The following is a 19,982-nucleotide window of genomic DNA, read 5'->3' on the forward strand; positions in this document are numbered from 1 at the left end:
CATGTTAGGTCACTCCCGGCCATCAGGGAAGTGCAGCCAGCCCGGGAAGGCCGCCCATGAACAGAGCGCTCGAAAACCGGGTTGCGGTCAACGCTTCAGCATCCGCCGACTCCGGGTTGCTGTGCGCGCGTTTTGCCAGCGTCAGGCTGGTCTCGTAGGCGACGCCGAAAAAAGCGGCGCACAGGTATTCGTGATCAATCCGGGGAAGCAGTCCTCGCTCCATCGCCTCGCGGACATCGTCCTCCAGGGATAGCATGGTCAAACCGAGAATATCCGAACCGAACAGTTCCCGAAGCGCGCGATCATTGCGATGCGCCAGCTCATAAACCAATGGATCCCTGGCGGTCACGGTGAAAAGGGCCAGATAGGCGTAGTGGATGAAATCCTCGGTGGTATTGGCCGAGCGCCGATGGCGCGTGAGATTGTCGTTCAGGTTGGTCAGGAAATCGGTGAGCAGGGCTGCAAAGATGTCTTGTTTGCTGGAAAAATAATTGTAAAAAGTACCGGCGGCAAGGCCCGTGCGGCGAACGATGTCGCGGATGGTCGAGTTTTCGTAGCCCTGCTCTCGAAAGCACTCTCGGGCGGCAGTCAGGATCGCCCTGCGGTTACGGATCCGGTTCTGTTCCCGTTTGCCCGCGACCTCTTCACTCGATTGCAACATATCCATGTCGGTATCCTGTCCCTGAATCCATGTGACGCGTATAATCCCACGTCCACTTGCCTTATGAACGTAGTTGGTATGTCCGAAGCAATGATCGCCAGTTCCCAACAGTCCTTCAACCCAGAGCGGGAGCGCCGCCAGAAACTGGAGTTGAACAAGCTGCAGAAACGTCTGCGCCGTGAAGTCGGGCAGGCGATTGCCGATTTCTCGATGATTGAAGCCGGCGACAAAGTCATGTGCTGCCTTAGCGGTGGCAAAGACTCCTACGCCATGCTCGATATTCTGCTCAACCTGCAGAAGAGCGCCCCGGTTTCTTTCGAGCTGATTGCCGTCAACCTTGACCAGAAGCAACCCGGCTTTCCGGAAGAGGTGTTGCCCGAATACCTGTCCTCCATGGGTATCGAGTATCACATCATCGAGAAGGACACCTACAGTATTGTTAAGGAAAAAGTCCCGGAAGGGAAGACTACCTGCGGTCTGTGCAGCCGGCTACGACGCGGAATTCTCTATAATTTTGCGGAGGAGCACGGGGTTACCAAGATAGCCCTTGGCCACCACCGGGACGACCTGCTGGAAACCCTGTTCCTGAACATGTTCTACGGAGGCAAGCTGAAGTCCATGCCTCCGGTTTTGCACAGTGACGATGGCCGCAACACGGTTATCCGGCCGCTGGCTTACAGCCGGGAAAAAGACATAGCCCGCTATGCGGGTCTTCGGGAGTTTCCCATCATCCCGTGCAATCTGTGTGGTTCCCAGGAGAATCTTCAGCGCCAGGTGATCAAGGACATGTTCCAGACCTGGGATAAACAGCACCCCGGTCGGCTGGAGACCATGTTCCGCGCCATGTGCAATGTGGAGCCCTCGCACCTGGCAGATACCAATCTCTACGATTTCAAGGAAGGCAAGCGCCTCGGTGGCAAGCGCCAGGCCGTTCAGACGGCAGAACCCGAGACAGCAACTGACTTCGGGCGTCTGGATGTACTGAATATCTAGCCGGTTAGTGTCCGGCGAGATGCAGGAAGGGCAGTGTCCAGAGGCCGAACAGGATAAGCAGGCCGCCAGTGACTTTGCGGAACAACTGGTGGCTCTGCAAGCCGCGGATCCAGTTGGCCGCGAACCCTGTGGCCAGCATGGAGGGCAGGGTGCCGAGCCCGAAAAACAGCATGGTGAGGGCGGCAGAGCCCACCGTAGGCTGCAATGCCGCCCAGCCCAATGTGCTGTAAACCAATCCGCAGGGCAGCCAGCCCCAGAGCGCACCAAGCGCAAGTGCCTGTCCGCCGTGATTCACTGGCAGGAAGCGACGGGTCAGGGGTGAAAGGCGTGTCCAGATTGGAGCTCCGATCCGTTCTACGTAGCGAATTCCCTGCCACCATTGCCCCATGGACAACCCCATGAAAATCAGCAGAATCCCCGCCAGGGTGCGAAGCACAAGGCCCACGGCGGTCCACTGGCTGGCGGCCGAGGTGCTGGCCAGCGCAACCAGCGTGGCGATCAGCACATAGCTGCCGATTCGCCCGAAGTTGAAGGCCAGGAGCATGACCGTTTGCCGGAAACGGAATCCCCGGCCCACGGGCAGGGCCATGGAGAGGGAAGCGCTGATGCCGCCGCACATGCCGAGGCAGTGCGTGCTGCCGAGCAGTCCGATCAGGAAGGCGCTCGGGTAACTGAGGTAGAGTTCCGGATTCATCCTTTCTGGGACTTATCCTCATCCGGATTGGCGGTCTTGCTGACTTCAGCTGTTTGCTCTGAGGTTTGTTCCTCTGAAGCCGGTTTATCGGTGCGGGCGTCGTCCGGGATCATGTCCTTGTCATCGTCGTAGAGTATCCGATGTGCCGGGCCTTCGAGATCATCGTACTGACCGTTCTTGACCGCCCACGAAAACAACACGATGCCCAGGGCCACCAGGATAAGCATCACCGGTACCAGGAACATTACGATTTGCACGGCGAAACCTCGCAGAAAAAAGTATAGGGTTACGGTATCAGGACAGGGCCTGGGCGCCAACCGCCGGGTTGTGCTGACTCGGTTGCTTTGGGGCCTTGCCGAGTCTCAGCGCGTTTAACACAACAACCAGGGAACTGAGAGACATGCCAATCGCTGCCAGCCAGGGCGGCACCATGCCTGCCGCCGCGAGGGGCAACGCGCAGACATTGTAGGCAAGTGCCCACCAGAGATTCTGCCGGATGATGCGCCGTGTCTGACGGCTGGCTTTCAGGGCTTCGACCAGTTGCAGTAGCTGGCCGTTCAATAGAACCGCATCGGCCTTCAATTGTGTCAGGTCTGCAGCTGTGCCCATGGCAACCGAGATTCCGGCACCGGCCATGGAGGGCAGGTCGTTCAGCCCGTCGCCAACCATCATGATATGCCGGCCTTCGGATTCCAGCTTCTGCAGCACTGCCAGTTTTTCTTCCGGAGAGGCCTGTCCGATTGCTTCATCAATGCCCAACATGCCGGCCACCTGCTCAACATGTCCGGAGCGGTCCCCGCTCAGCAGTATAGTGCGAATGCCAGCTTCCTGAAGAGACTTGATGGCCGCCAGGGCGTCGTCCCGAGGTTGGTCGTCGAGGCTGAAGCCGGCCAGCCATTCGCGATCTGAGGCAAGCCAGATCTCCATGCCCTGATGATGTTCTGCCTGTGGGGCTGGCGCAGCGGTGTGCTTCTCTACAAACCCCCGGTGACCGATAAAAAGCCGCATGTCGCCAAACTGCCCTGAAAGTCCCCCGCCGATATGATTTTCCACATGTTCAACAGCAGCAGTGGTTCGCCGGTGGAATACCTTGGCAATCGGATGCTCGGAATACTTCTCGAGGCCGGCGGCGAGCTTCAGGCAGGTCTCTTTATCCATACTGCCGATAACATTCGTACCAGTGAGACTGAGTTCTCCGCGGGTCAATGTTCCGGTTTTATCGAACACCACGGTATCGATGGTGTTCATTGATTCCAGGGTATGGCCCCGAGTCGGCAGAAACCCAAGGCGACGAAGCCTGACTGTCGCCGATGTGATGGCGGTCGGGGTTGCCAGCGACAGTGCGCAGGGGCAGGTTACCACCAGCACCGACAGGGTGATGTCGAAGGCATTGTCGGCGCCGGCAAGCCACCAGCCAATCCAGACCACCGGTGCCAGTATGAGTACCCGTCCGACGAATTTGCCCGCCATCCGGTCGGCCATCATCGCGACCTCGGGCTTTTCGGATTGCACCCGGTCCAACACCCGGAGAATGCCCGAAAGGCGGGTTTGTGCGCCTGCCTTGACGACCCGGACATCGAGCGGGTTCTCGCCGTTTACGCTGCCAGCATGAACCGTGTCCCCTGGGCGGCGGGTTTCGGGCAGATACTCGCCCGTCAACGCCGCCTCGTTAAGGGTGGACTCGCCCCGGACGATCTCTCCATCCACTGGCAGAGTCTCACCGGGCCGAACCCGAACGATATTACCGGGCCGAATCTGGTGGGCCGGAACAATGTCCGTATCATCACCGTTCACCAGTGTGGCAACGGTCGGCTGGAACCCTGCAAGGGCGTTACCGGTCAGGCCCGCACGGTAGCGGGCCTGCACTTCGATATATCGACCCAGGAGCAGGAAGAATGTAAACATGCACACGGACTCGAAGTAGACTTCCTCGCCGCCAAAAATGGTTACCCAGGCACTTGCGAGGTAGGCCAGCCCGATTGCAATGGCAACCGGCACATCCATGGTCAGGTGTCGACTCTGGATATCCCGGCGGGCGTTACGGAAAAAGGGAGCAGCACTATAGAGAACTACAGGGGTGGCCACCAGAAGGCTGAACCAGCGGAAAAAGCTGACAAATTCCGGTGACAAATCGTTAACCAGTTCGAAGTACAGGGGAAATGCCAGCATCATGCTCTGGAATGAGCCTATGCCTGCGATGGCGACCCTGATAAGCATGGATCGGTGCTCGGCCTTGAGGGCCTGCTCTGCTTCGTCTGCCTGATAGGGGCGCGCTGTATACCCAAGTTCATGGATGGCAATCAGAAGGTCGCTCAGGGGCGCCTGATCCTGGGACCAGACCAGCCGGGCCCGCTGTGTGGTGTGATTCACCGAGAAGGACACGACACCCGGCTGCTGCTTCATGTGGTTTTCAAGAAGCCAGATACAGGCTGCGCAGGTGATCCCACCGATCAGCAACTGAGCTTCCTGTGCGCCTTTGACCGGGACAACAAAGGTTTCCTGAACCAGGGGATGGTCAAGCTCCCTCAGGCGATTTACTTCGGCGGTCGTCAGTTGCTTCGGTGTGACAGCCGGTTTGGTCCGGAAATCGTAAAAACCGGTCAGACCCTCACTGTGGATGGTCTGGCAAACCGCCTTGCAGCCCTGGCAGCAGAAGTGGCGAGTTGTGCCATCGAGCTCAAGGGTAATGGGCGGCTCACCGTCTGCCGGTTCACCGCAGTGGAAGCAATCCAGGCTGGTCAACCTTGGGCAGACTCCCCGGCCTTGACCGTTATACCGCTTTCAGAGGGTAACCAGGCTTCGCCCTTGAGCCGCCACTCGTTGGCCGGACCACGGAGGTCGTAGTACCAACGGCCATCGATGTCGCTGTGAAGTTTCCCGGCAAATCGTCCCGGGGCGATCTGCTGGAACTGGACAGTGCGGTCTTTGTCCGAAAGTGTTGGATGGAACAGGTTGAGAATCAGGTATGGGAAGTCAGCCGGACCCTCTAAGGTATCAAGGTTGACCGTGACGTTTCTGTTTTGAAAGTCAATCTGAGCCACCATGCCAAGGTCTGCTGCTTTCTGGTCCCTGGCGATGGACATGTTGATTCCACGGCCCTCCTTGGACCAGTCGTCTGTTACCATCGCATTTTCAGTGTTGATCGCGATGGTAATTGCGACGGCGCAGTAAATGATGGATGCGCCCGGAAATATCAGCAGGAACCAGAACCAGGGCTGGCGGTACCAGGGTGCTACGGGTGTTTCAGTTGTCATAAATCAATGTCTCGTATTAACGGCCAGATTCGCGCTATCGAAAATCAGCGCGTTGGACCGACAAATCGGCTTTCAGTTTCAAGGCTCAGCGAAGAATCTGTCTCGGATTGTGCCCTGAACACGATATCGTAATTGGATTCGGCAATGGATTCCGGCGGTACGTCGACGACGGTCGGCAGTGAGCGGTTTTCACCGCTTTCAACGGTTACCGAGGTGTCGGTCAGAATCCGGATCCCCTCCAGGCCGGTGACTGCCAGAGTGAAGGTCTGGGGAACCTCTGTCATATTGGCAATTTTCAGCGTGTAGGAGTTCTCAATCCGCCCTTCGCCATTGAAGCTATACAGGGCGCCGCGATCTCGAAGGGCGTCCATCTGGGCCGGCACTCGCGTGGCGATCGTGAAAATAATCGCCGCAATCATCAACGACAGGACCGCACCATAGCCAAAGGTTCGTGGACGCAGGAGCTTCGAGGTCTTGCCTTCCAGTTCATTCTCTGTGGTGTAACGAATCAGCCCCCTTGGGTAATTCATCTTGTCCATGATCTCGTCACAGGCATCAATACACAGGGCGCAGCCAATACATTCGTACTGAAGGCCGTCCCTGATATCAATGCCCGTTGGACATACCTGGACACACTGGCCGCAGTCGATGCAGTCACCCAGCCCGGCCTCCGCCGGATCCACACCTTTTTTGCGGCCACCCCGTGGCTCGCCCCGGTTGGGATCGTAGGAGACCACACGGGTATTGGGATCGAACATGACCGACTGGAAGCGGGCATAGGGGCACATGTACAGACAAACCTGCTCGCGCATCCAGCCTGCGTTGAGGTAGGTGGCGACGGTAAAGAAGGCAACCCAGAAATAGGCCCAGCCATTGGCTTGCAAGGTGAACAGATCTGCGATCAGTTCCCGGATCGGATAGAAGTACCCGACAAAGGTGAGACCGGTAGCCAGGGCAATAAGGAGCCAGACCCCATGCTTGGCGGATTTCTTGGCAATCTTGTTAGCGGAGCTCGGAGCCTTGTCCAGCTTCATCCGCTTGTTGCGGCTGCCTTCAATGCGCTCTTCAACCCACATGAAAATGAAGGTCCAGACAGTCTGGGGGCAGGTGTAGCCACACCAGACCCGGCCAAATAGCGTGGTAATGAAGAACAGGCCAAAGGCACAGATAATCAGCATTCCCGAGAGCAGGATGAAATCTTTCGGGTAAAACGTGGCTCCGTACAAATGGAACTCACGGGCAGGGAGATCAAAATGAATCAGTGGCTGTCCGTCCAGGGTGAACCAGACAAAGGCAAAGTACATGCCCATCAGCAGTGTCAGGCTGACATTACGGATGCGCTGAAAGAAGCCTTTGACTTCCTTGACGTAAATCTTCTTACGGCTGGCGTATAGTTCGACGGTTCCGGATTTATTGTTGTTGTCGGAGGGGCCAGAGGATGGGTCAACCTGTTTGACCGGAATCTCACTGCTCATCGTTACCTCCAGAAAAATGATGATGCGGGGCAACAGGCTTTTAGGCTGCTGATCTTTTCAAGCCTGTGCCCGCAGTGCAGACACAGGGTTGAAAAGACCGGGCCGGGGCTTGCCCCCGGCCGGTTGACTCAGTTTGAGAGGCTATAGACGTAAGCCGCAAGAATCTGAATCTGATCGTCGGAAAGCAGACGATCCTGGGCAGGCATCTGGTTCTGGCGACCGTTCATAACGGTCTCCTTGATCCACTCATAGGTCGAGCCATAGAGCCAGGTATTGTCAGTCAGGTTGGGGGCGCCCAAAGCCTGCATACCTTTGCCCTCAGGGCCATGGCAGGCCACACACGCCTGCGCGAAGACCTGTTCGCCTGCCTTGGCAGCTTCGGCGTCTTTTTCCCGACCACTGAAGCTCAGGACATAGTTCACAACCTGGTCTACCTGCTCGTTGGTCATGCTGGGCATGGTGCCCTTGGCGGGCATGTTACCCATACGACCATTATGCAGGGTCTCCAGGATTGCTTCAGGTGTTCCGCCCCAGAGCCAGTCGTCGTCAGTCAGGTTGGGGAAGCCAACCTGGCCACGAGCTGCCGAGCCATGGCAAACCGCACAGTTGTTGGCAAACAGACGCTGGCCGATTTTCATGGCATCGCTGTTTTCCGCCAATTCCGGAACCGGGGTCTGGCCATATTGGGCGTAGATCGGGCCGTATTTCTCTTCAGCTTCAGCGACCTCCGCTTCCCACTGATTGACTGCAGTCCAGCCCAAGAGGCCTTTCCAGTTGCCCAAGCCCGGATAAAGCGCAAGATAGCCAAGCGCGAAAACACAGGTAGCGAGGAACAGATAGAACCACCACTTGGGCAGCGGGTTATCGTACTCCTCAATGCCATCAAAGGAATGGCCCATGGTGCGGTCGGTTTCGGTATCGGTCGTCTGGCTCTTGCGGGTTGCCCAAAGCAGCCACCAGCAGCCGAACACGGTACCGAGCACGATCACGCTGATCCAGATGCTCCAAAAGGTACTCATTCTTTTTTCTCCGTTTTTTCCTGTTCGAGCGTACGCTTTTCCACGTCGTCATCGTCGAAGGGCAGGTGAGCTGCCTCGTCGTTGGCCTTCTTGCGGTGGGCGCTGTAGGCCCACCAGACGATTCCCAGGAAAACCGCCATTACCAGAAGTGTGTGAATACCGCGTAACTCATTAATATCCATGGGTTCACCGTTTGTCTGAAATCACTGTACCCAGCTGTTGCAGGTACGCGACCAGAGCCTCGATTTCGAATTTGCCTTCTACCTGGGCAGAAGCCTCTGCAATCTGCTCATCGGTATAGGGCACGCCCAGCGTCTGGAGGGTCTCCATCTTTGCGGCAGTCTTGGAGTGATCTACCCGGTCTTCGAACAGCCACGGGAAGGCCGGCATGTTCGACTCGGGCACAACGCTACGCGGATCGTACAGGTGCTGGCGCTGCCAGGCATCAGAGTAACGACCGCCTACGCGGGCCAGATCCGGGCCGGTGCGCTTGGAACCCCAAAGGAATGGACGGTCGTACACGAACTCGCCCGCAACGGAGTAGTGACCATACCGCTCGGTCTCCGCCCGGAACGGACGGATCTGCTGGGTATGGCATACATGGCAGCCTTCACGGATGTAGATGTCCCGGCCTTCCAGCTCAAGTGCCGACAGGGGCTCGAGGCCCTCAACCGGCTCATTGGTCTCTTTCAGGAAGAACAGGGGCACTACCTCGGCAAGAAAACCACCGCTGATGGTCAGGACAATCAGTACGATCATCAGACCAAGGTTCTTTTCAACTATTTCGTGTTTCATCTGATCTCTCTCCCGTTACGCCGGCTGTGTTGCCGCGTTGTCCTGCGCAACCGCATCTTTCTGGCGAACAGTCATGTACACGTTGTAAGCCATGATGAGCATGCCGGACAGGAAGATAACCCCACCAAGGAACCGGACAAAGTAGCCCGGGTAGGAGGCCTCCAGAGCTTCAACAAAGCTGTAGGTCAGGGTGCCGTCCTGGTTGACCGCACGCCACATCAGGCCTTGCATGATGCCGTTTACCCACATGGCAACGATGTACAGCACGGTGCCAACGGTTGCGAGCCAGAAGTGCGCATTGATCAGGGCGGTGCTGAACATGGCCTGAACACCCCACAGCTTGGGAATCAGGTGGTAAACCGCGCCGATACTGATCATGGCAACCCAGCCAAGGGCACCAGAGTGAACGTGGCCGATGGTCCAGTCGGTGTTGTGGGAAAGCGCGTTCACAGTCTTGATGGACATCATCGGACCTTCGAAGGTGGACATGCCGTAGAACGACAGTGAAACCACCAGGAAGCGCAGAATGGGGTCAGTGCGCAGCTTGTGCCATGCGCCCGACAGGGTCATCATGCCGTTGATCATGCCGCCCCAGGACGGTGCAAGCAGAATCAGGGACATAACCATGCCTGCGGTCTGCGCCCAGTCCGGAAGTGCGGAGTAGTGCAGGTGATGACCGCCGGCCCAGACGTAGGTTGCGATCAGGGCCCAGAAGTGAACGATCGACAGACGATAGGAGTAAACGGGACGGTTGGCCTGCTTGGGAACGAAGTAGTACATCATGCCCAGGAACCCGGCGGTCAGGAAGAAGCCTACCGCGTTATGGCCGTACCACCACTGCATCATGGCGTCAGTGACGCCCGCGTAGGCGGAGTAGGACTTGAAAGCACTGGCGGGCAGCGCCATATTGTTCCCGATGTGCAGGCAGGCAACCGTGATGATGAAGGCGCCGTAGAACCAGTTGGCTACATAGATGTGGGGAGTGCTGCGCTTCATTACGGTTCCGAAGAACACCAGCGCGTAAGTCACCCAGACAATGGCGATAGCGATATCGATTGGCCATTCAAGTTCGGCATATTCCTTGGAAGAGGTAAGGCCGAGCGGCAGGGTAATAGCTGCCGAGACAATGATCGCCTGCCAGCCCCAGAAGGTGAACGACGCCAGGCCATCGGAGATCAGACGGGCCTGACAGGTGCGCTGCACCACGTAGTAGGAGGTGGCGAACAAGGCACTTCCACCAAAGCCGAAGATAACGGCATTGGTATGCAGCGGCCTGAGACGGCCGAAGTGGGTAAAGGGCAGGTCGAGGTTGAGGGACGGCCAGACCAGCTGTGCTGCAATCAGCACACCCAGCGCCATACCTACAATACCCCATACCACTGTCATGATGGCGAATTGTCTCACCACCTTGTAGTTGTATGTCAGGTTTGCATTTACTGTGCTCATAGCCTTACCAATGGGTTTAAAGTGGGGAAATATGCGGGCGCAAGTATGGAGAAACGATTAGCTGTTTGCAATGACTCAGGTCAACTCCTGACATCCGTCAAATGCGCCGAAATCAGCAACATGGCTTCCTTTTTAGTGCCGTTCTTGGAGTTGTTTCAGCGCAGGGAATGTGTGTTGCCTGAATGCAATGATAGTCGCTTAATTGGATGAGGTGAATTCCGTGGAGTTGATTAAGACCAAAGGCTATGAAAGTCATTCGGAAGTCGTACTGATTCTGGCGCACGGTGCGGGCGCGCCGGCCGACTCGCCGTTCATGGAAGAGCTGTCTGTGGCGCTTGAGCGTGAGGGTATTGGAACGGTTCGTTTTGAGTTCCCTTACATGCAGAAACGACGCCTGGATGGAAAGAAACGTCCACCCGACCGGGAACCGGTATTGCTGGAGTATTTTTCCCGGGTAATTGACCAGGTTCGTGCAGAGCTTGGGAGCACAAGCATGATCCTGGTTGGAGGCAAGTCCATGGGCGGCCGCATGGCGAGCATCCTGGCCAGCCGTCGGGATGGCATCGATGGTGTCGTCTGTTTTGGTTATCCGTTTCATCCGCCGGGGAAGCTTGACCGTTGGCGAACCGGGCACTTCCCCGATCTGAACTGCCCGATGCTGGTGCTTCAGGGCACCAGAGACCCGTTCGGCAAGCCGGCCGAGATGGCCGGCCATGAAAGGGAACTGGACGGCATCAACTTGCGTTGGCTTGAAGGTGGCAATCACGATTTCCAGACACTGAAAAGCCAGCCACAGACACAATGTGAACTGATTGCCTCGGCTGCCCGGGAAACCCGGATCTTTGTGGATGACAGGCTTCAGGCCTGATCTTTACTCCACTTCAATTGCTTCAGATAGCTGAGCGCGGTTGCGGCCCTCACTTTTTGCGCGGTACAGCGCCTCATCTGCTCGCTCGAATAGCTGGTTCTGAGTCTCACCGGGGTTGAGTGATGCGATGCCGGCGCTCAGAGTCATTCTCACCTCGGTACCGTCCGGCGATAAAAGCGGGGTGTTGGCGAGATCCTCCAGCAGTGCCGCGCAGACGTTCAGGGCGCCTGCTGCATCGGTTCCTGGCAGCAGCAGCGCAAACTCTTCACCGCCGAAGCGGATAGCGACATCCCTCGGACGTTTTACATGCCGGTTAAGCATTTCGGCGATGAACTGAAGACAGGTGTCTCCGAAACCGTGGCCCCAGGTGTCGTTAATGTTCTTGAAATGGTCGGCGTCTACCAGAGCCAGTGTCAGTGGCTGGGAGGTTCGGCGGGCTTCGGCGCAAAGCTCGGGGAATATGTTATTCAGGTGCCTTCTGTTATGCAGGCCGGTGAGGGCGTCGTTCAGACTCATCGTCGACAACTTGCGGTTGGCTTTTTCCAGTTCCCTCATGGTGTTTCTGAGCTGTGCGGTGCGCTCGTGCACCTTGAACTCCAGCTCTGTCCTTGCACTGTGTTCCACATCCAGGAGCTTCTGGTTGAGCAGGCGCCATCGCTGCACCATGGCGTAGTTCAGCAGGATCACCTGTCCACCTACCGCCGATTGCATCAGTGCTTCCCTTGCCAGGAAGTCGGTGAGATAGCCGAAGGCCGCCAGAGCGTATATCAGGCCGCCAACGAGCATGATCAGCCACGCCAGCAGGTACCAGGTGGCGGGTTGATAGCCCTGCTTCCATCGGACGGCTGCAATAATGAACAGGCTTGAAATGACCGTCATCGCCAGAACCGTGTTGAGCAGAATGGTCTTGTTGTAGGGCAGGATCAGTGTCAGCGCCAGAAACCCGATGCAGAACCAGGCCTGACCCTTGAGCACGGTCTCTGAGATGGTTCCGTTGCCCACTTCCAGGAACGACCGGCCAAAAAGTATCATGGCGAGGGCACAAAGTGACAAAGACAGAGGAATGGACGTGTTGGCAAAGCTGGCATTGTCTGGCCAGAAGTACTGGTTGGCGAATCCGCCCATGGCGAACAGAAAGAGCCCCAGCGCCGCCAGGTAGAATGCGTTGTAGAAGTAGTAACCGGTGCCGGAGCTGAAGAAGAGCAGCAGGTTGAAGACCGCGAATACCAACAGGGCTCCGTAGAAAAGCCCGTGAGTCAGTGTCAGATGATTACTGCGGGCAATCACTTCTGCCGCAGTTTCAAAACTGAGCGGCACGTTCAGCGCGCCATTGCTATGGATCCGGATCGTTAATGACCGGGTCTCGCCGCCATCCAGTGTGACGGGGAGCATAAAGTACCGGTAGTCTACCGCCCGGGATGCAAAAGGACGCTGATCACCGGTAACCAGTGTCTCTGTAGTATCATCCCCGGTTTGCCAGAATGTAACTTCGTCCAGCAGGGGGTAGTTGACTTTCAGGTACCAGCCGGCACGTTCAGTCCCGGAGTTCCTGACATGCAGATGGACCCAGTAAACGGATTTGGTATGGCTGAACACCAGGTCCCGCCCGTTTGCCGGCATCCACTCCAGATCCTCCGGAAGCTGTTCCGGATCTGTTGCCATATGGCCGGGCGCGTCCGGCGGGGCGCTGTAATAGCAGACATATTGCATCAGGGAAGCGCGGGCAGCAGGATCGGTTGCTTCAAGTGTGGGGCAGCCGGACGGGACGGATCCTTCGTCTGGCAACGCCAGGGGAGGGACCAGCAAAAGGCTGAGAATGGCAATCAAGCGCAAAACGGACGTCATTCATGGCTTCCCGCGGTTATCAGAGCGGGAAGTGTAGCCAGAGAGGACAATCTGCGCTGTTAAACAGATTCAACTTTTACGGGTTGGTCTCCAACCCTGTTTCGGGAAACGCATGGAACAGATTCTGGTATTTTGCCGGCCCGGCTTTGAAACCGAAGCCGGCCGTGAAGTGACTGACTCGGCGGCGGAAAGGGGTATTTTCGGCTATTTCGAGCCTGTTAAAAATCAGGGGCTGGTGCGTTTTTACCCGGCCGCCCCCGAAACTGCGGATGATGTGATGGTCCGGCTCATGCTTGATGAGCTGGTGTTCGTCCGTGACTGGATCGTCGTGCTCGGGGAATTCAGCTTGCCCGACACCGACCGGGTTGGTGCCGTGATAGAAGGGCTCCGGGGGCTCGGGCGAGGTTATCCCGGATGTGCGCGGCTCGAGGTTCGGTTGTCGGAAAATAATGCCGATGGCGACCTCGGAAACTTTGCCCGCAAGTGGGTATCGCCGCTCTCCCGTGGCTTGCGTGGGGCTGGTCTGCTTGAGGCCGACCAGAACGCTTCGGCCCCGGCCCGGCTGGAGGTTTTCCTGCCGGACTTCGCTTCGGTGGTTGTGGGGTACAGCCTTGCGGATAACCGGGCCCGCTATGTCGGTGGCATCCCGCGATTGCGGCTGCCGGCATCAGCGCCCAGTCGGTCTGCCCTCAAGCTTGAAGAGGCCTGGAAAGTGTTTTTACCCCCGGAACAAGAGCTTGACTATCTTGGTGGTGGCAAGAAGGCCGCGGATCTTGGGGCCGCCCCAGGTGGCTGGACCTGGCAGCTTGTGCGCCAGGGCATGATGGTAACCGCCGTCGACAACGGCCCCATGAACGCCGAGCTGATGGCGTCGGGGCAGGTGGAGCATGTGGAAGCGGATGGCTACGGCTGGCGCCCCAAACGGGGTATCGACTGGATGGTTTGCGATATTGTGGATCAGCCCCGAAAAACCGCAAAACTGGCCGTTACCTGGCTTGGTGAGGGCCTTTGTCGTTACACGGTATTCAATCTCAAGTTGCCGATGAAAAAACGGTACGACGAGTGGCTGATCTGTCGGGATATTCTCGTCAATGGCCTGAGTGCGGCGGGCATCGGCTTTCGTCTCAAAGCCCGCCACTTGTATCATGACAGAGAAGAGATCACCTGTTTCATTGAACGGACTGGCTAGAAGGCGCTTTGCTCCAGAACGGTTATGTGTTCTTCTTCGTCCATCATGGGGATAAGCTCCAGCATGAGATCGCGGCGTTCATCGGAGTGAAACCAGCGGTCCCAATCCGCTTCAGATCGCCAATTAGCCAGGGTAAACCGGTGATTGGGGTCATGGCTGTCTGCCAGGGTTTCGCCGGATATAAATCCGGGCGCACTCACAGCCTGTTGCAGAACCTTACGCGAACGTTCTTCGTAAGCTGCTTCCAGGGTTTCAGCAATATGGCGTTCAATCAGAACCCGGATCATGACAAACCTCCAAGTGTTTTAACTGTTATAAACAATAATTTAGCAGATTTTTACGAAAAATCAGGTTCAATGACAGGAGATCAAGTGTGAGCGCAACCGAATACGACCTGGAGCTGGACGCCCGTGGCCTTTTCTGCCCGGAGCCGGTCATGATGCTTCATAACCGGATCAATGATGTTCAGCCCGGTGGTGTGTTGCGAGTATTGGCCACTGATCCTTCCACGACCCGGGACATACCGAGGTTCTGCCAGTTCCTTGGTCACGAGCTGATAAACCAGTCTGAAGACGATGACCTGTTTATCTATCTGATACGCCGTGGGCAATAGCTGCCCATACTGTTAAACCTCCGGGCGCAGCGACCGGAGGTGACCAAGGAATTCCTCCCGATCCATTTCGCCGAGCACCCGCCGCCGGGGTAGCTCCTCTCCATTGCTGCCATAGAACAGGATGGCCGGCGGTCCAAAGAGGCCAAGCTCGTCCAGCATGGCCTGTTGTTCCGGTGTGTTGTCGGTCATGTCGATCTGCAACAAGGTGTAGGGGGCAAGCGCCTGGATTACATCGGGCTTGCTGAATACATTGCGCTCCATGACTTTGCAGGAAATGCACCAGTCGGCATAGAAATCCAACAGAACGGGCCGGCCCTGTTCCCGGGCCTGCTGCAACATCGCCCGGATTTCAGTGGGCTGTTCGACGCGCACAAAATCCGCGTGCTGGAGACCTCCGGTGCCAACGGTACCGGACGACGCAGAGGCCACTGTAAAGGGCGCCAGAGGTTTCAACGGGTCATTGGCCCCGCCCACAGCGCCTGCGAGCAAAGCGAGGCCGTAGGCGAAAAGAACCAGGCCAAGGCCTTTACGGGTCCGCTCCCAACCTGCTTTGGCGGCATCAAAGGCGCCCAACTGAACGCCGGTGATGGCAACAAGAAGGCCCCACAGCGTCAGTGCCAGCCACCCCGGGACCAGGCGCTCAACCAGCCAGATCGCCACCGCCAGCAACATCACGCCATAGAAGTGTTTTACTGCGGTCATCCAGTGGCCGGTAGTTGGCAGCAGTTTGCGGCCTCCCACAGCCACCAGAATCAATGGAATGCCCATGCCAAGGCCAAGTGCAAAAAGCGCGACTCCGCCGATTACGGCGTCCTGGGTGGTGGAGATATACAACAGGCTGCCAGCCAGCGGCGCCGATACACAGGGCGATACAATCAGGGCGGACAGGGCGCCAATGCCAAAGATGCTGAAAACCCGGCTTCCGGTGAGCCGGTGGCTGGCGTCATTAAGTGGTTCGCGAATGAAACGGGGCAGCTGAATTTCGAACAGGTCGAACATGGATAGCGCGAAGACCACGAACAGCAGGGCAAAGACGCTCAAAACCCAGGGTGATTGCAATTGTGCCTGAAGGTTGAAGCTGGCCCCGAGAAGACCGGTCAACACGCCAGCTGCAGCGTAGGTCAGTGCCATGCCCAGAACGTAACTGCCCGACAGGAGGAGGGCGTGCCCGGTGGTGCGCGTGTTTCTGCCGGAAACCAGCGATGAGATAATCGGTACCATGGGCAGAACGCAGGGCGTGAAGGTCAATCCCAGCCCCAGTAAAAGAAAAACCCCTGCTATCACAAGGATGGATTGCTGGGCGAGAAAACCTGCAAGACCGGTGGCGGTCTCGGTGTCGACGGGGACGCTGCCACCTCCTGAAAAGCCGGCTGCCGAGGTCGTCTGCGAGCCAGAGCCACCACTACCCTGATAGAAAAGTACATCCCGGGTCTGGGGCGGGTAACACAACCCCGCCTTGGCGCAACCCTGATAGGTTACCTGCAGTTGTGCTTCCCGGACGCCGGCGGGAAGCGAGACCGGAACACGGGCTTCAATGGGGTCGAAAAATACCGTGGTTCGGCCGAAAAACTCGTCTTCCGTCACCGTTCCCTGCGCTGAAAATGTCGGTTCGCCGAGTTCGACCTCGGGATTGGTGGCCGTGATGCTCACCCGTTCTCTGTAGAGGTAGTGCCCGGGTGTGATATCCCAGGTAAGAACCACAGCGTTAGCGTCAGTGGTGAAACTGAAGGGCAGCGCTTCGTCCACCGGCAGGAAACCACTACCCTGGCCGCCAAACAGGGAGCTTCCATTGCTGCCAAGGGCCCAGGCAGAAGGGGAGGTCAAAAGCATCAGGGTGAGTGCAAGAATCAGGTTTAGTGGATGCACCCGTTGACGTTTCATCTTTGTGACTGCAGCGAAAGCCATCATTGATTTTAGGATTTCCCGGTTAGTGTCTCTTTGATCGGATTCTTTTAAAGTCGGACTGTTACAGCCCAACTGCCACCGGCTCACGCCAGCAATGGACACCAGGGGGCTGTCAAAGTTCCCTCTGGTATTGGGGGCGGTAAAGTCGCACAATAGCCACCCAATGAATCACAGTCCAAATGATCTTATCATGCTGTTTAATGACCTTTTCCGGGAAGCATACCGGACAGTTCTGGTCAAAGGCAGTGATGAACCTGAATACTTGCCTGCCAGCGGGCCCGAAGGCCTCGCTCAGGTTGTTTTTGCTCACGGCTATTATGCCAGCGCTTTGCATGAAATAAGCCACTGGTGTATTGCTGGTGAGCACCGGCGCACACTTCACGACTATGGTTACTGGTACTGTCCGGATGGCCGTACACTGCAGCAACAAGAGGCTTTCGAGCAGGTCGAGGTCAAGCCACAGGCCATTGAATGGTTGTTTTCGGTGGCTGCGGGTTCCCGATTTAACATCAGCGTGGACAACCTTTCCGGAGTTGGCGCCGCCAATGAACAGCGGTTCCGTCACAACGTTCGGAACCAGGCGGGCGAGTATCTGGTAAGGGGGCTGCCGCCCCGGGCCCAGACATTTTTTGATTCGCTGGCAACATTTTATGGAACCGGAGAAGCCATTGAAGAGCGCTGGCATGAAGATGCCCGGCGTATCGCTCCGTTATATTCTGAATCAGGACATTCCCAGGAAACTGAGACTTTATGACATCTGACCCAAAACACACCGGCGACCTGAGATTCAGCGATCTGAACCTCGACAAGCGTTTGCTGGATGCCATTACGGCCATTGGTTTTGAATACTGCACACCCATTCAGGCAGAAACACTGCCCTGGACCCTGGCCTGCGAAGATCTGATTGGTCAGGCGCAGACCGGCACCGGTAAAACCGCTGCGTTTCTGATTACGGCAATCCAGAGCTTGTTGGAAACCCCGATTCCCGAGAAAGACCGTTTTGCCTCTGAGCCCCGGGTGCTTGCCCTGGCTCCTACCCGGGAACTGGCCATGCAGATCGCGAAGGATGCAGAGCAATTATGCCAGCACACCGGGCATAACGTGGTGACGGTTGTGGGCGGCATGAACTATGACAAGCAGCGGGACCAGCTGCAGAACGAGATCGTTGACATTCTCGTTGCGACCCCGGGGCGCCTGATCGACTTTCTCGGCTCCCAGGATGTTTTCCTGGACCAGCTCGACATCCTGATTCTTGATGAAGCTGATCGCATGCTCGACATGGGCTTCATTCCGGATGTGAAGCGGATCATCCGCAAGTGCACGCCCAAGGACGAACGCCAGACCCTTCTGTTCAGTGCTACCTTCAACCAGGATGTGCTGAACCTTGCCTCCATGTGGACCAGCAACGCAGAGTTCGTCGAAATAGAGCCGGAACAGAAGACGGCGGAGCGGGTTGAACAGACGGTGTACCTGGTGGGCGACGATGAGAAGCTTCCGGTACTGGTGAATTTCCTGAAACGGCCGGAAGTGGAAAAGGCGCTGGTGTTTGCCAATCGCCGGGATCAGTGCCGCGACCTGGAAGAAGACTTGAGGAACCAGGGAGTCAAGGTGGCTCTGATGTCTGGCGAGATCGCCCAGAACAAACGCCTTAAAACCCTTGACCAGTTCAAGAAGGGCAGTATCCAGGTGCTGGTTGCCACCGACGTGGCCGGCCGTGGCATTCACGTGAACGGCGTGACCCACGTTTTCAACTACAATCTGCCGGATAATGCCGAGGATTATGTGCACCGTATCGGGCGTACGGGCCGGGCCGGCAAGCATGGGGTTTCCATCAGTTTTGCTGGTGAGGACGATTCTTTCGCGCTGCCGGCCATCGAAACGTACATCAGCCAGAAACTGAAGACCGCGGTGCCCGATGAGGCGCTCATGGCAACGATGGACAACCCGCCGATCACCCGCAAACGTGGCCGACGCCCCCAGGGTTCAGGTGGTCGTGGCCAGGGTGGTCGCAATCAGCGTCAGCGCAGGAACTGACAGGGCCGGACATCATCATGTTGATCGTAGCAGACGAAAACATCCCCCTACTGGACTCCTTCTTTGGCGATATCGGTGAGATTCGGCGGGTGTCCGGTCGAACCATGTCGAACGCGGATGTCCGGGACGCCGACATACTGCTGGTTCGTTCTGTCACCAGGGTAAATCGTGAGCTTCTGGAGAGCAGTCGGGTCCGATTTGTGGGTACAACCACCATCGGTACCGATCATGTTGATCTCGACTGGCTCGAACAGGCGGGGATTCGGTTCTCTGCGGCGCCGGGATGCAACGCCAACAGTGTCGCCGAGTATGTGTTGTCCGTACTATCACTGCATGCTGAACGGCGTGGACTTTCAGATTGGTCCCAGCTCAGCGTTGGCATCGTGGGTGTTGGTAATGTTGGCGGTGAGCTGGCCCACAAGCTGGAGCGCCTTGGATTCGATGTGCGCCTTTGCGATCCCCCCAGAGCAGACCGGGAAGAGGGCGATCAGGAGTTTGTGGCGCTTGAAGAAGCCATGAAGTGTGATGTGGTGTCCCTGCACACACCTCTGACCCGGGAGGGAAGCCATCCCACGTTTCATATGATCGGGCAAGCCGAGCTTGAAACCCTGGGAGCGAACCAGCTTCTTATCAATGCCGGTCGGGGTGAGGTCATCGACTCGTCTGCGCTACTGGCACGCCTGGACCAGGGCAATGCCCCCACCTTCGCGCTGGATGTCTGGGAACAGGAGCCCAGGATTCATCCTGAGCTGGTTGATCGTGTCTGGCTGGCGACACCGCACATTGCCGGGTATAGCCTGGAAGGCAAGGTTCAGGGTACGGAGATGATCTATCAGGCCCTGAGTCAGTTTTTGGGTCTTCCGGTTCGCAAAAAGGCGGGACAGTTTCTGCCGGAGCCCGCGCTGAGCAAGATTTCCTTCACCAGCTCTGCGCAGGAAGAGGATGCGATCCGGATTGCGCTGAGGGCCTGCTATGACCCTCGCCGGGACGATGCCCGGCTTCGCAACGTTATGACGGGATCTCTGGAAGAGAGGGGCGCAGCGTTTGACAGGCTGCGTCGGGACTATCCCGTTCGTCGGGAATGCTCCAGCCTGAAGATTCAGCTCAAAGGAACCAGCAAATCCCTGCAGGACAGTTTCCGGGCTATCGGATTCAAACTGAAAATCTGATCGTCGCCTTCCCCATGCAAGA

Annotated in this window: 20 protein-coding genes; 7 read left to right on the forward strand and 13 right to left on the reverse strand. The window is 57.2% G+C overall.

The annotated features are described in order from the left end of the window. Positions 1-22 precede the first annotated feature (22 nt). Entirely contained in the window at positions 23-667 is a 645-nt protein-coding gene (locus KEHDKFFH_RS07690) for a TetR/AcrR family transcriptional regulator (RefSeq protein WP_104321382.1), read from the reverse strand. 72 nt (positions 668-739) lie between these two features. On the opposite strand from KEHDKFFH_RS07690, the gene ttcA reads away from it, so the two are divergent. Further along, complete coding sequence (gene ttcA / locus KEHDKFFH_RS07695) at positions 740-1,654, forward strand: tRNA 2-thiocytidine(32) synthetase TtcA (RefSeq protein ID WP_104321383.1); 915 nt, start codon at positions 740-742, stop codon at positions 1,652-1,654. 4 nt (positions 1,655-1,658) lie between these two features. Here ttcA and KEHDKFFH_RS07700 read toward each other — a convergent pair whose 3' ends face one another. The 9 genes from KEHDKFFH_RS07700 to ccoN all read right to left on the reverse strand — a co-directional run bounded on the left by KEHDKFFH_RS07700 (position 1,659) and on the right by ccoN (position 10,337). Continuing rightward, positions 1,659-2,348 (reverse strand): sulfite exporter TauE/SafE family protein, encoded by a 690-nt coding sequence (locus KEHDKFFH_RS07700; RefSeq protein ID WP_104321384.1) that lies wholly within the window; start codon positions 2,346-2,348, stop codon positions 1,659-1,661. Then, positions 2,345-2,593, reverse strand: coding sequence for a cbb3-type cytochrome oxidase assembly protein CcoS (gene ccoS / locus KEHDKFFH_RS07705; protein ID WP_422385689.1), 249 nt, complete (start codon positions 2,591-2,593; stop codon positions 2,345-2,347). Before ccoS ends, KEHDKFFH_RS07700 begins: the two co-directional genes overlap by 4 nt. Positions 2,594-2,642: 49 nt before the next feature. Continuing rightward, positions 2,643-5,090: a heavy metal translocating P-type ATPase gene (locus KEHDKFFH_RS07710; protein WP_104321386.1), complete on the reverse strand. Its 2,448-nt coding sequence runs from the start codon at positions 5,088-5,090 to the stop codon at positions 2,643-2,645. Then, positions 5,087-5,602: a FixH family protein gene (locus KEHDKFFH_RS07715; RefSeq protein ID WP_104321387.1), complete on the reverse strand. Its 516-nt coding sequence runs from the start codon at positions 5,600-5,602 to the stop codon at positions 5,087-5,089. The genes KEHDKFFH_RS07710 and KEHDKFFH_RS07715 overlap by 4 nt, the downstream gene beginning before the upstream one ends. Positions 5,603-5,646: 44 nt before the next feature. Beyond that, on the reverse strand, positions 5,647-7,077 hold the full coding sequence (ccoG, locus tag KEHDKFFH_RS07720; RefSeq protein WP_104321388.1) for a cytochrome c oxidase accessory protein CcoG: 1,431 nt from the start codon (positions 7,075-7,077) through the stop codon (positions 5,647-5,649). Positions 7,078-7,205: 128 nt separating this feature from the next. Continuing rightward, positions 7,206-8,096, reverse strand: a complete 891-nt coding sequence (gene ccoP / locus KEHDKFFH_RS07725; protein WP_104321389.1) for a cytochrome-c oxidase, cbb3-type subunit III — start codon at positions 8,094-8,096, stop codon at positions 7,206-7,208. Continuing rightward, on the reverse strand, positions 8,093-8,278 hold the full coding sequence (locus KEHDKFFH_RS07730) for a CcoQ/FixQ family Cbb3-type cytochrome c oxidase assembly chaperone (protein WP_064230202.1): 186 nt from the start codon (positions 8,276-8,278) through the stop codon (positions 8,093-8,095). The genes ccoP and KEHDKFFH_RS07730 overlap by 4 nt, the downstream gene beginning before the upstream one ends. A gap of 4 nt (positions 8,279-8,282) precedes the next feature. Continuing rightward, on the reverse strand, positions 8,283-8,891 hold the full coding sequence (gene ccoO, locus KEHDKFFH_RS07735) for a cytochrome-c oxidase, cbb3-type subunit II (RefSeq protein ID WP_104321390.1): 609 nt from the start codon (positions 8,889-8,891) through the stop codon (positions 8,283-8,285). Between the two features lie 15 nt (positions 8,892-8,906). Beyond that, positions 8,907-10,337 (reverse strand): cytochrome-c oxidase, cbb3-type subunit I, encoded by a 1,431-nt coding sequence (gene ccoN, locus KEHDKFFH_RS07740; RefSeq protein WP_104321391.1) that lies wholly within the window; start codon positions 10,335-10,337, stop codon positions 8,907-8,909. Positions 10,338-10,557: 220 nt separating this feature from the next. Between ccoN and KEHDKFFH_RS07745 the strand changes: the two genes are divergently transcribed. Then, the gene (locus KEHDKFFH_RS07745) at positions 10,558-11,205 is read left to right on the forward strand and encodes an alpha/beta family hydrolase (protein ID WP_104321549.1); all 648 of its coding nucleotides are present in this window, start codon (positions 10,558-10,560) and stop codon (positions 11,203-11,205) included. A 3-nt stretch (positions 11,206-11,208) separates the two neighbouring features. On the opposite strand, the gene KEHDKFFH_RS07750 is transcribed toward KEHDKFFH_RS07745, so the two are convergent. Then, entirely contained in the window at positions 11,209-13,050 is a 1,842-nt protein-coding gene (locus tag KEHDKFFH_RS07750) for a sensor domain-containing diguanylate cyclase (protein WP_104321392.1), read from the reverse strand. A 112-nt stretch (positions 13,051-13,162) separates the two neighbouring features. On the opposite strand from KEHDKFFH_RS07750, the gene rlmM reads away from it, so the two are divergent. After that, entirely contained in the window at positions 13,163-14,239 is a 1,077-nt protein-coding gene (gene rlmM / locus KEHDKFFH_RS07755; protein ID WP_104321393.1) for a 23S rRNA (cytidine(2498)-2'-O)-methyltransferase RlmM, read from the forward strand. Here the strand turns inward: rlmM and KEHDKFFH_RS07760 are convergent. Beyond that, complete coding sequence (locus KEHDKFFH_RS07760) at positions 14,236-14,526, reverse strand: antibiotic biosynthesis monooxygenase family protein (protein WP_104321394.1); 291 nt, start codon at positions 14,524-14,526, stop codon at positions 14,236-14,238. The genes rlmM and KEHDKFFH_RS07760 overlap by 4 nt on opposite strands. Positions 14,527-14,612: 86 nt before the next feature. On the opposite strand from KEHDKFFH_RS07760, the gene tusA reads away from it, so the two are divergent. After that, positions 14,613-14,852 (forward strand): sulfurtransferase TusA, encoded by a 240-nt coding sequence (gene tusA, locus KEHDKFFH_RS07765; RefSeq protein ID WP_104321395.1) that lies wholly within the window; start codon positions 14,613-14,615, stop codon positions 14,850-14,852. Between the two features lie 12 nt (positions 14,853-14,864). Here the strand turns inward: tusA and dsbD are convergent, their stop codons facing one another. Beyond that, positions 14,865-16,760 (reverse strand): protein-disulfide reductase DsbD, encoded by a 1,896-nt coding sequence (gene dsbD / locus KEHDKFFH_RS07770; protein WP_104321396.1) that lies wholly within the window; start codon positions 16,758-16,760, stop codon positions 14,865-14,867. Between the two features lie 160 nt (positions 16,761-16,920). Here dsbD and KEHDKFFH_RS07775 point away from each other — a divergent pair, with 160 nt between their 5' ends. The 3 genes from KEHDKFFH_RS07775 to pdxB are packed head-to-tail and all read left to right on the forward strand — an operon-like array spanning position 16,921 to position 19,960. Then, entirely contained in the window at positions 16,921-17,511 is a 591-nt protein-coding gene (locus tag KEHDKFFH_RS07775) for an elongation factor P hydroxylase (protein WP_104321397.1), read from the forward strand. Next, positions 17,508-18,791: a DEAD/DEAH box helicase gene (locus KEHDKFFH_RS07780; protein WP_104321398.1), complete on the forward strand. Its 1,284-nt coding sequence runs from the start codon at positions 17,508-17,510 to the stop codon at positions 18,789-18,791. The genes KEHDKFFH_RS07775 and KEHDKFFH_RS07780 overlap by 4 nt, the downstream gene beginning before the upstream one ends. 17 nt (positions 18,792-18,808) lie before the next feature. After that, positions 18,809-19,960 (forward strand): 4-phosphoerythronate dehydrogenase PdxB, encoded by a 1,152-nt coding sequence (gene pdxB / locus KEHDKFFH_RS07785; protein ID WP_104321399.1) that lies wholly within the window; start codon positions 18,809-18,811, stop codon positions 19,958-19,960. Positions 19,961-19,982: the final 22 nt, after the last annotated feature.

The sequence above is a fragment of the Marinobacter maroccanus genome (genome assembly GCF_002933275.1).
Taxonomy (GTDB): domain Bacteria; phylum Pseudomonadota; class Gammaproteobacteria; order Pseudomonadales; family Oleiphilaceae; genus Marinobacter; species Marinobacter maroccanus.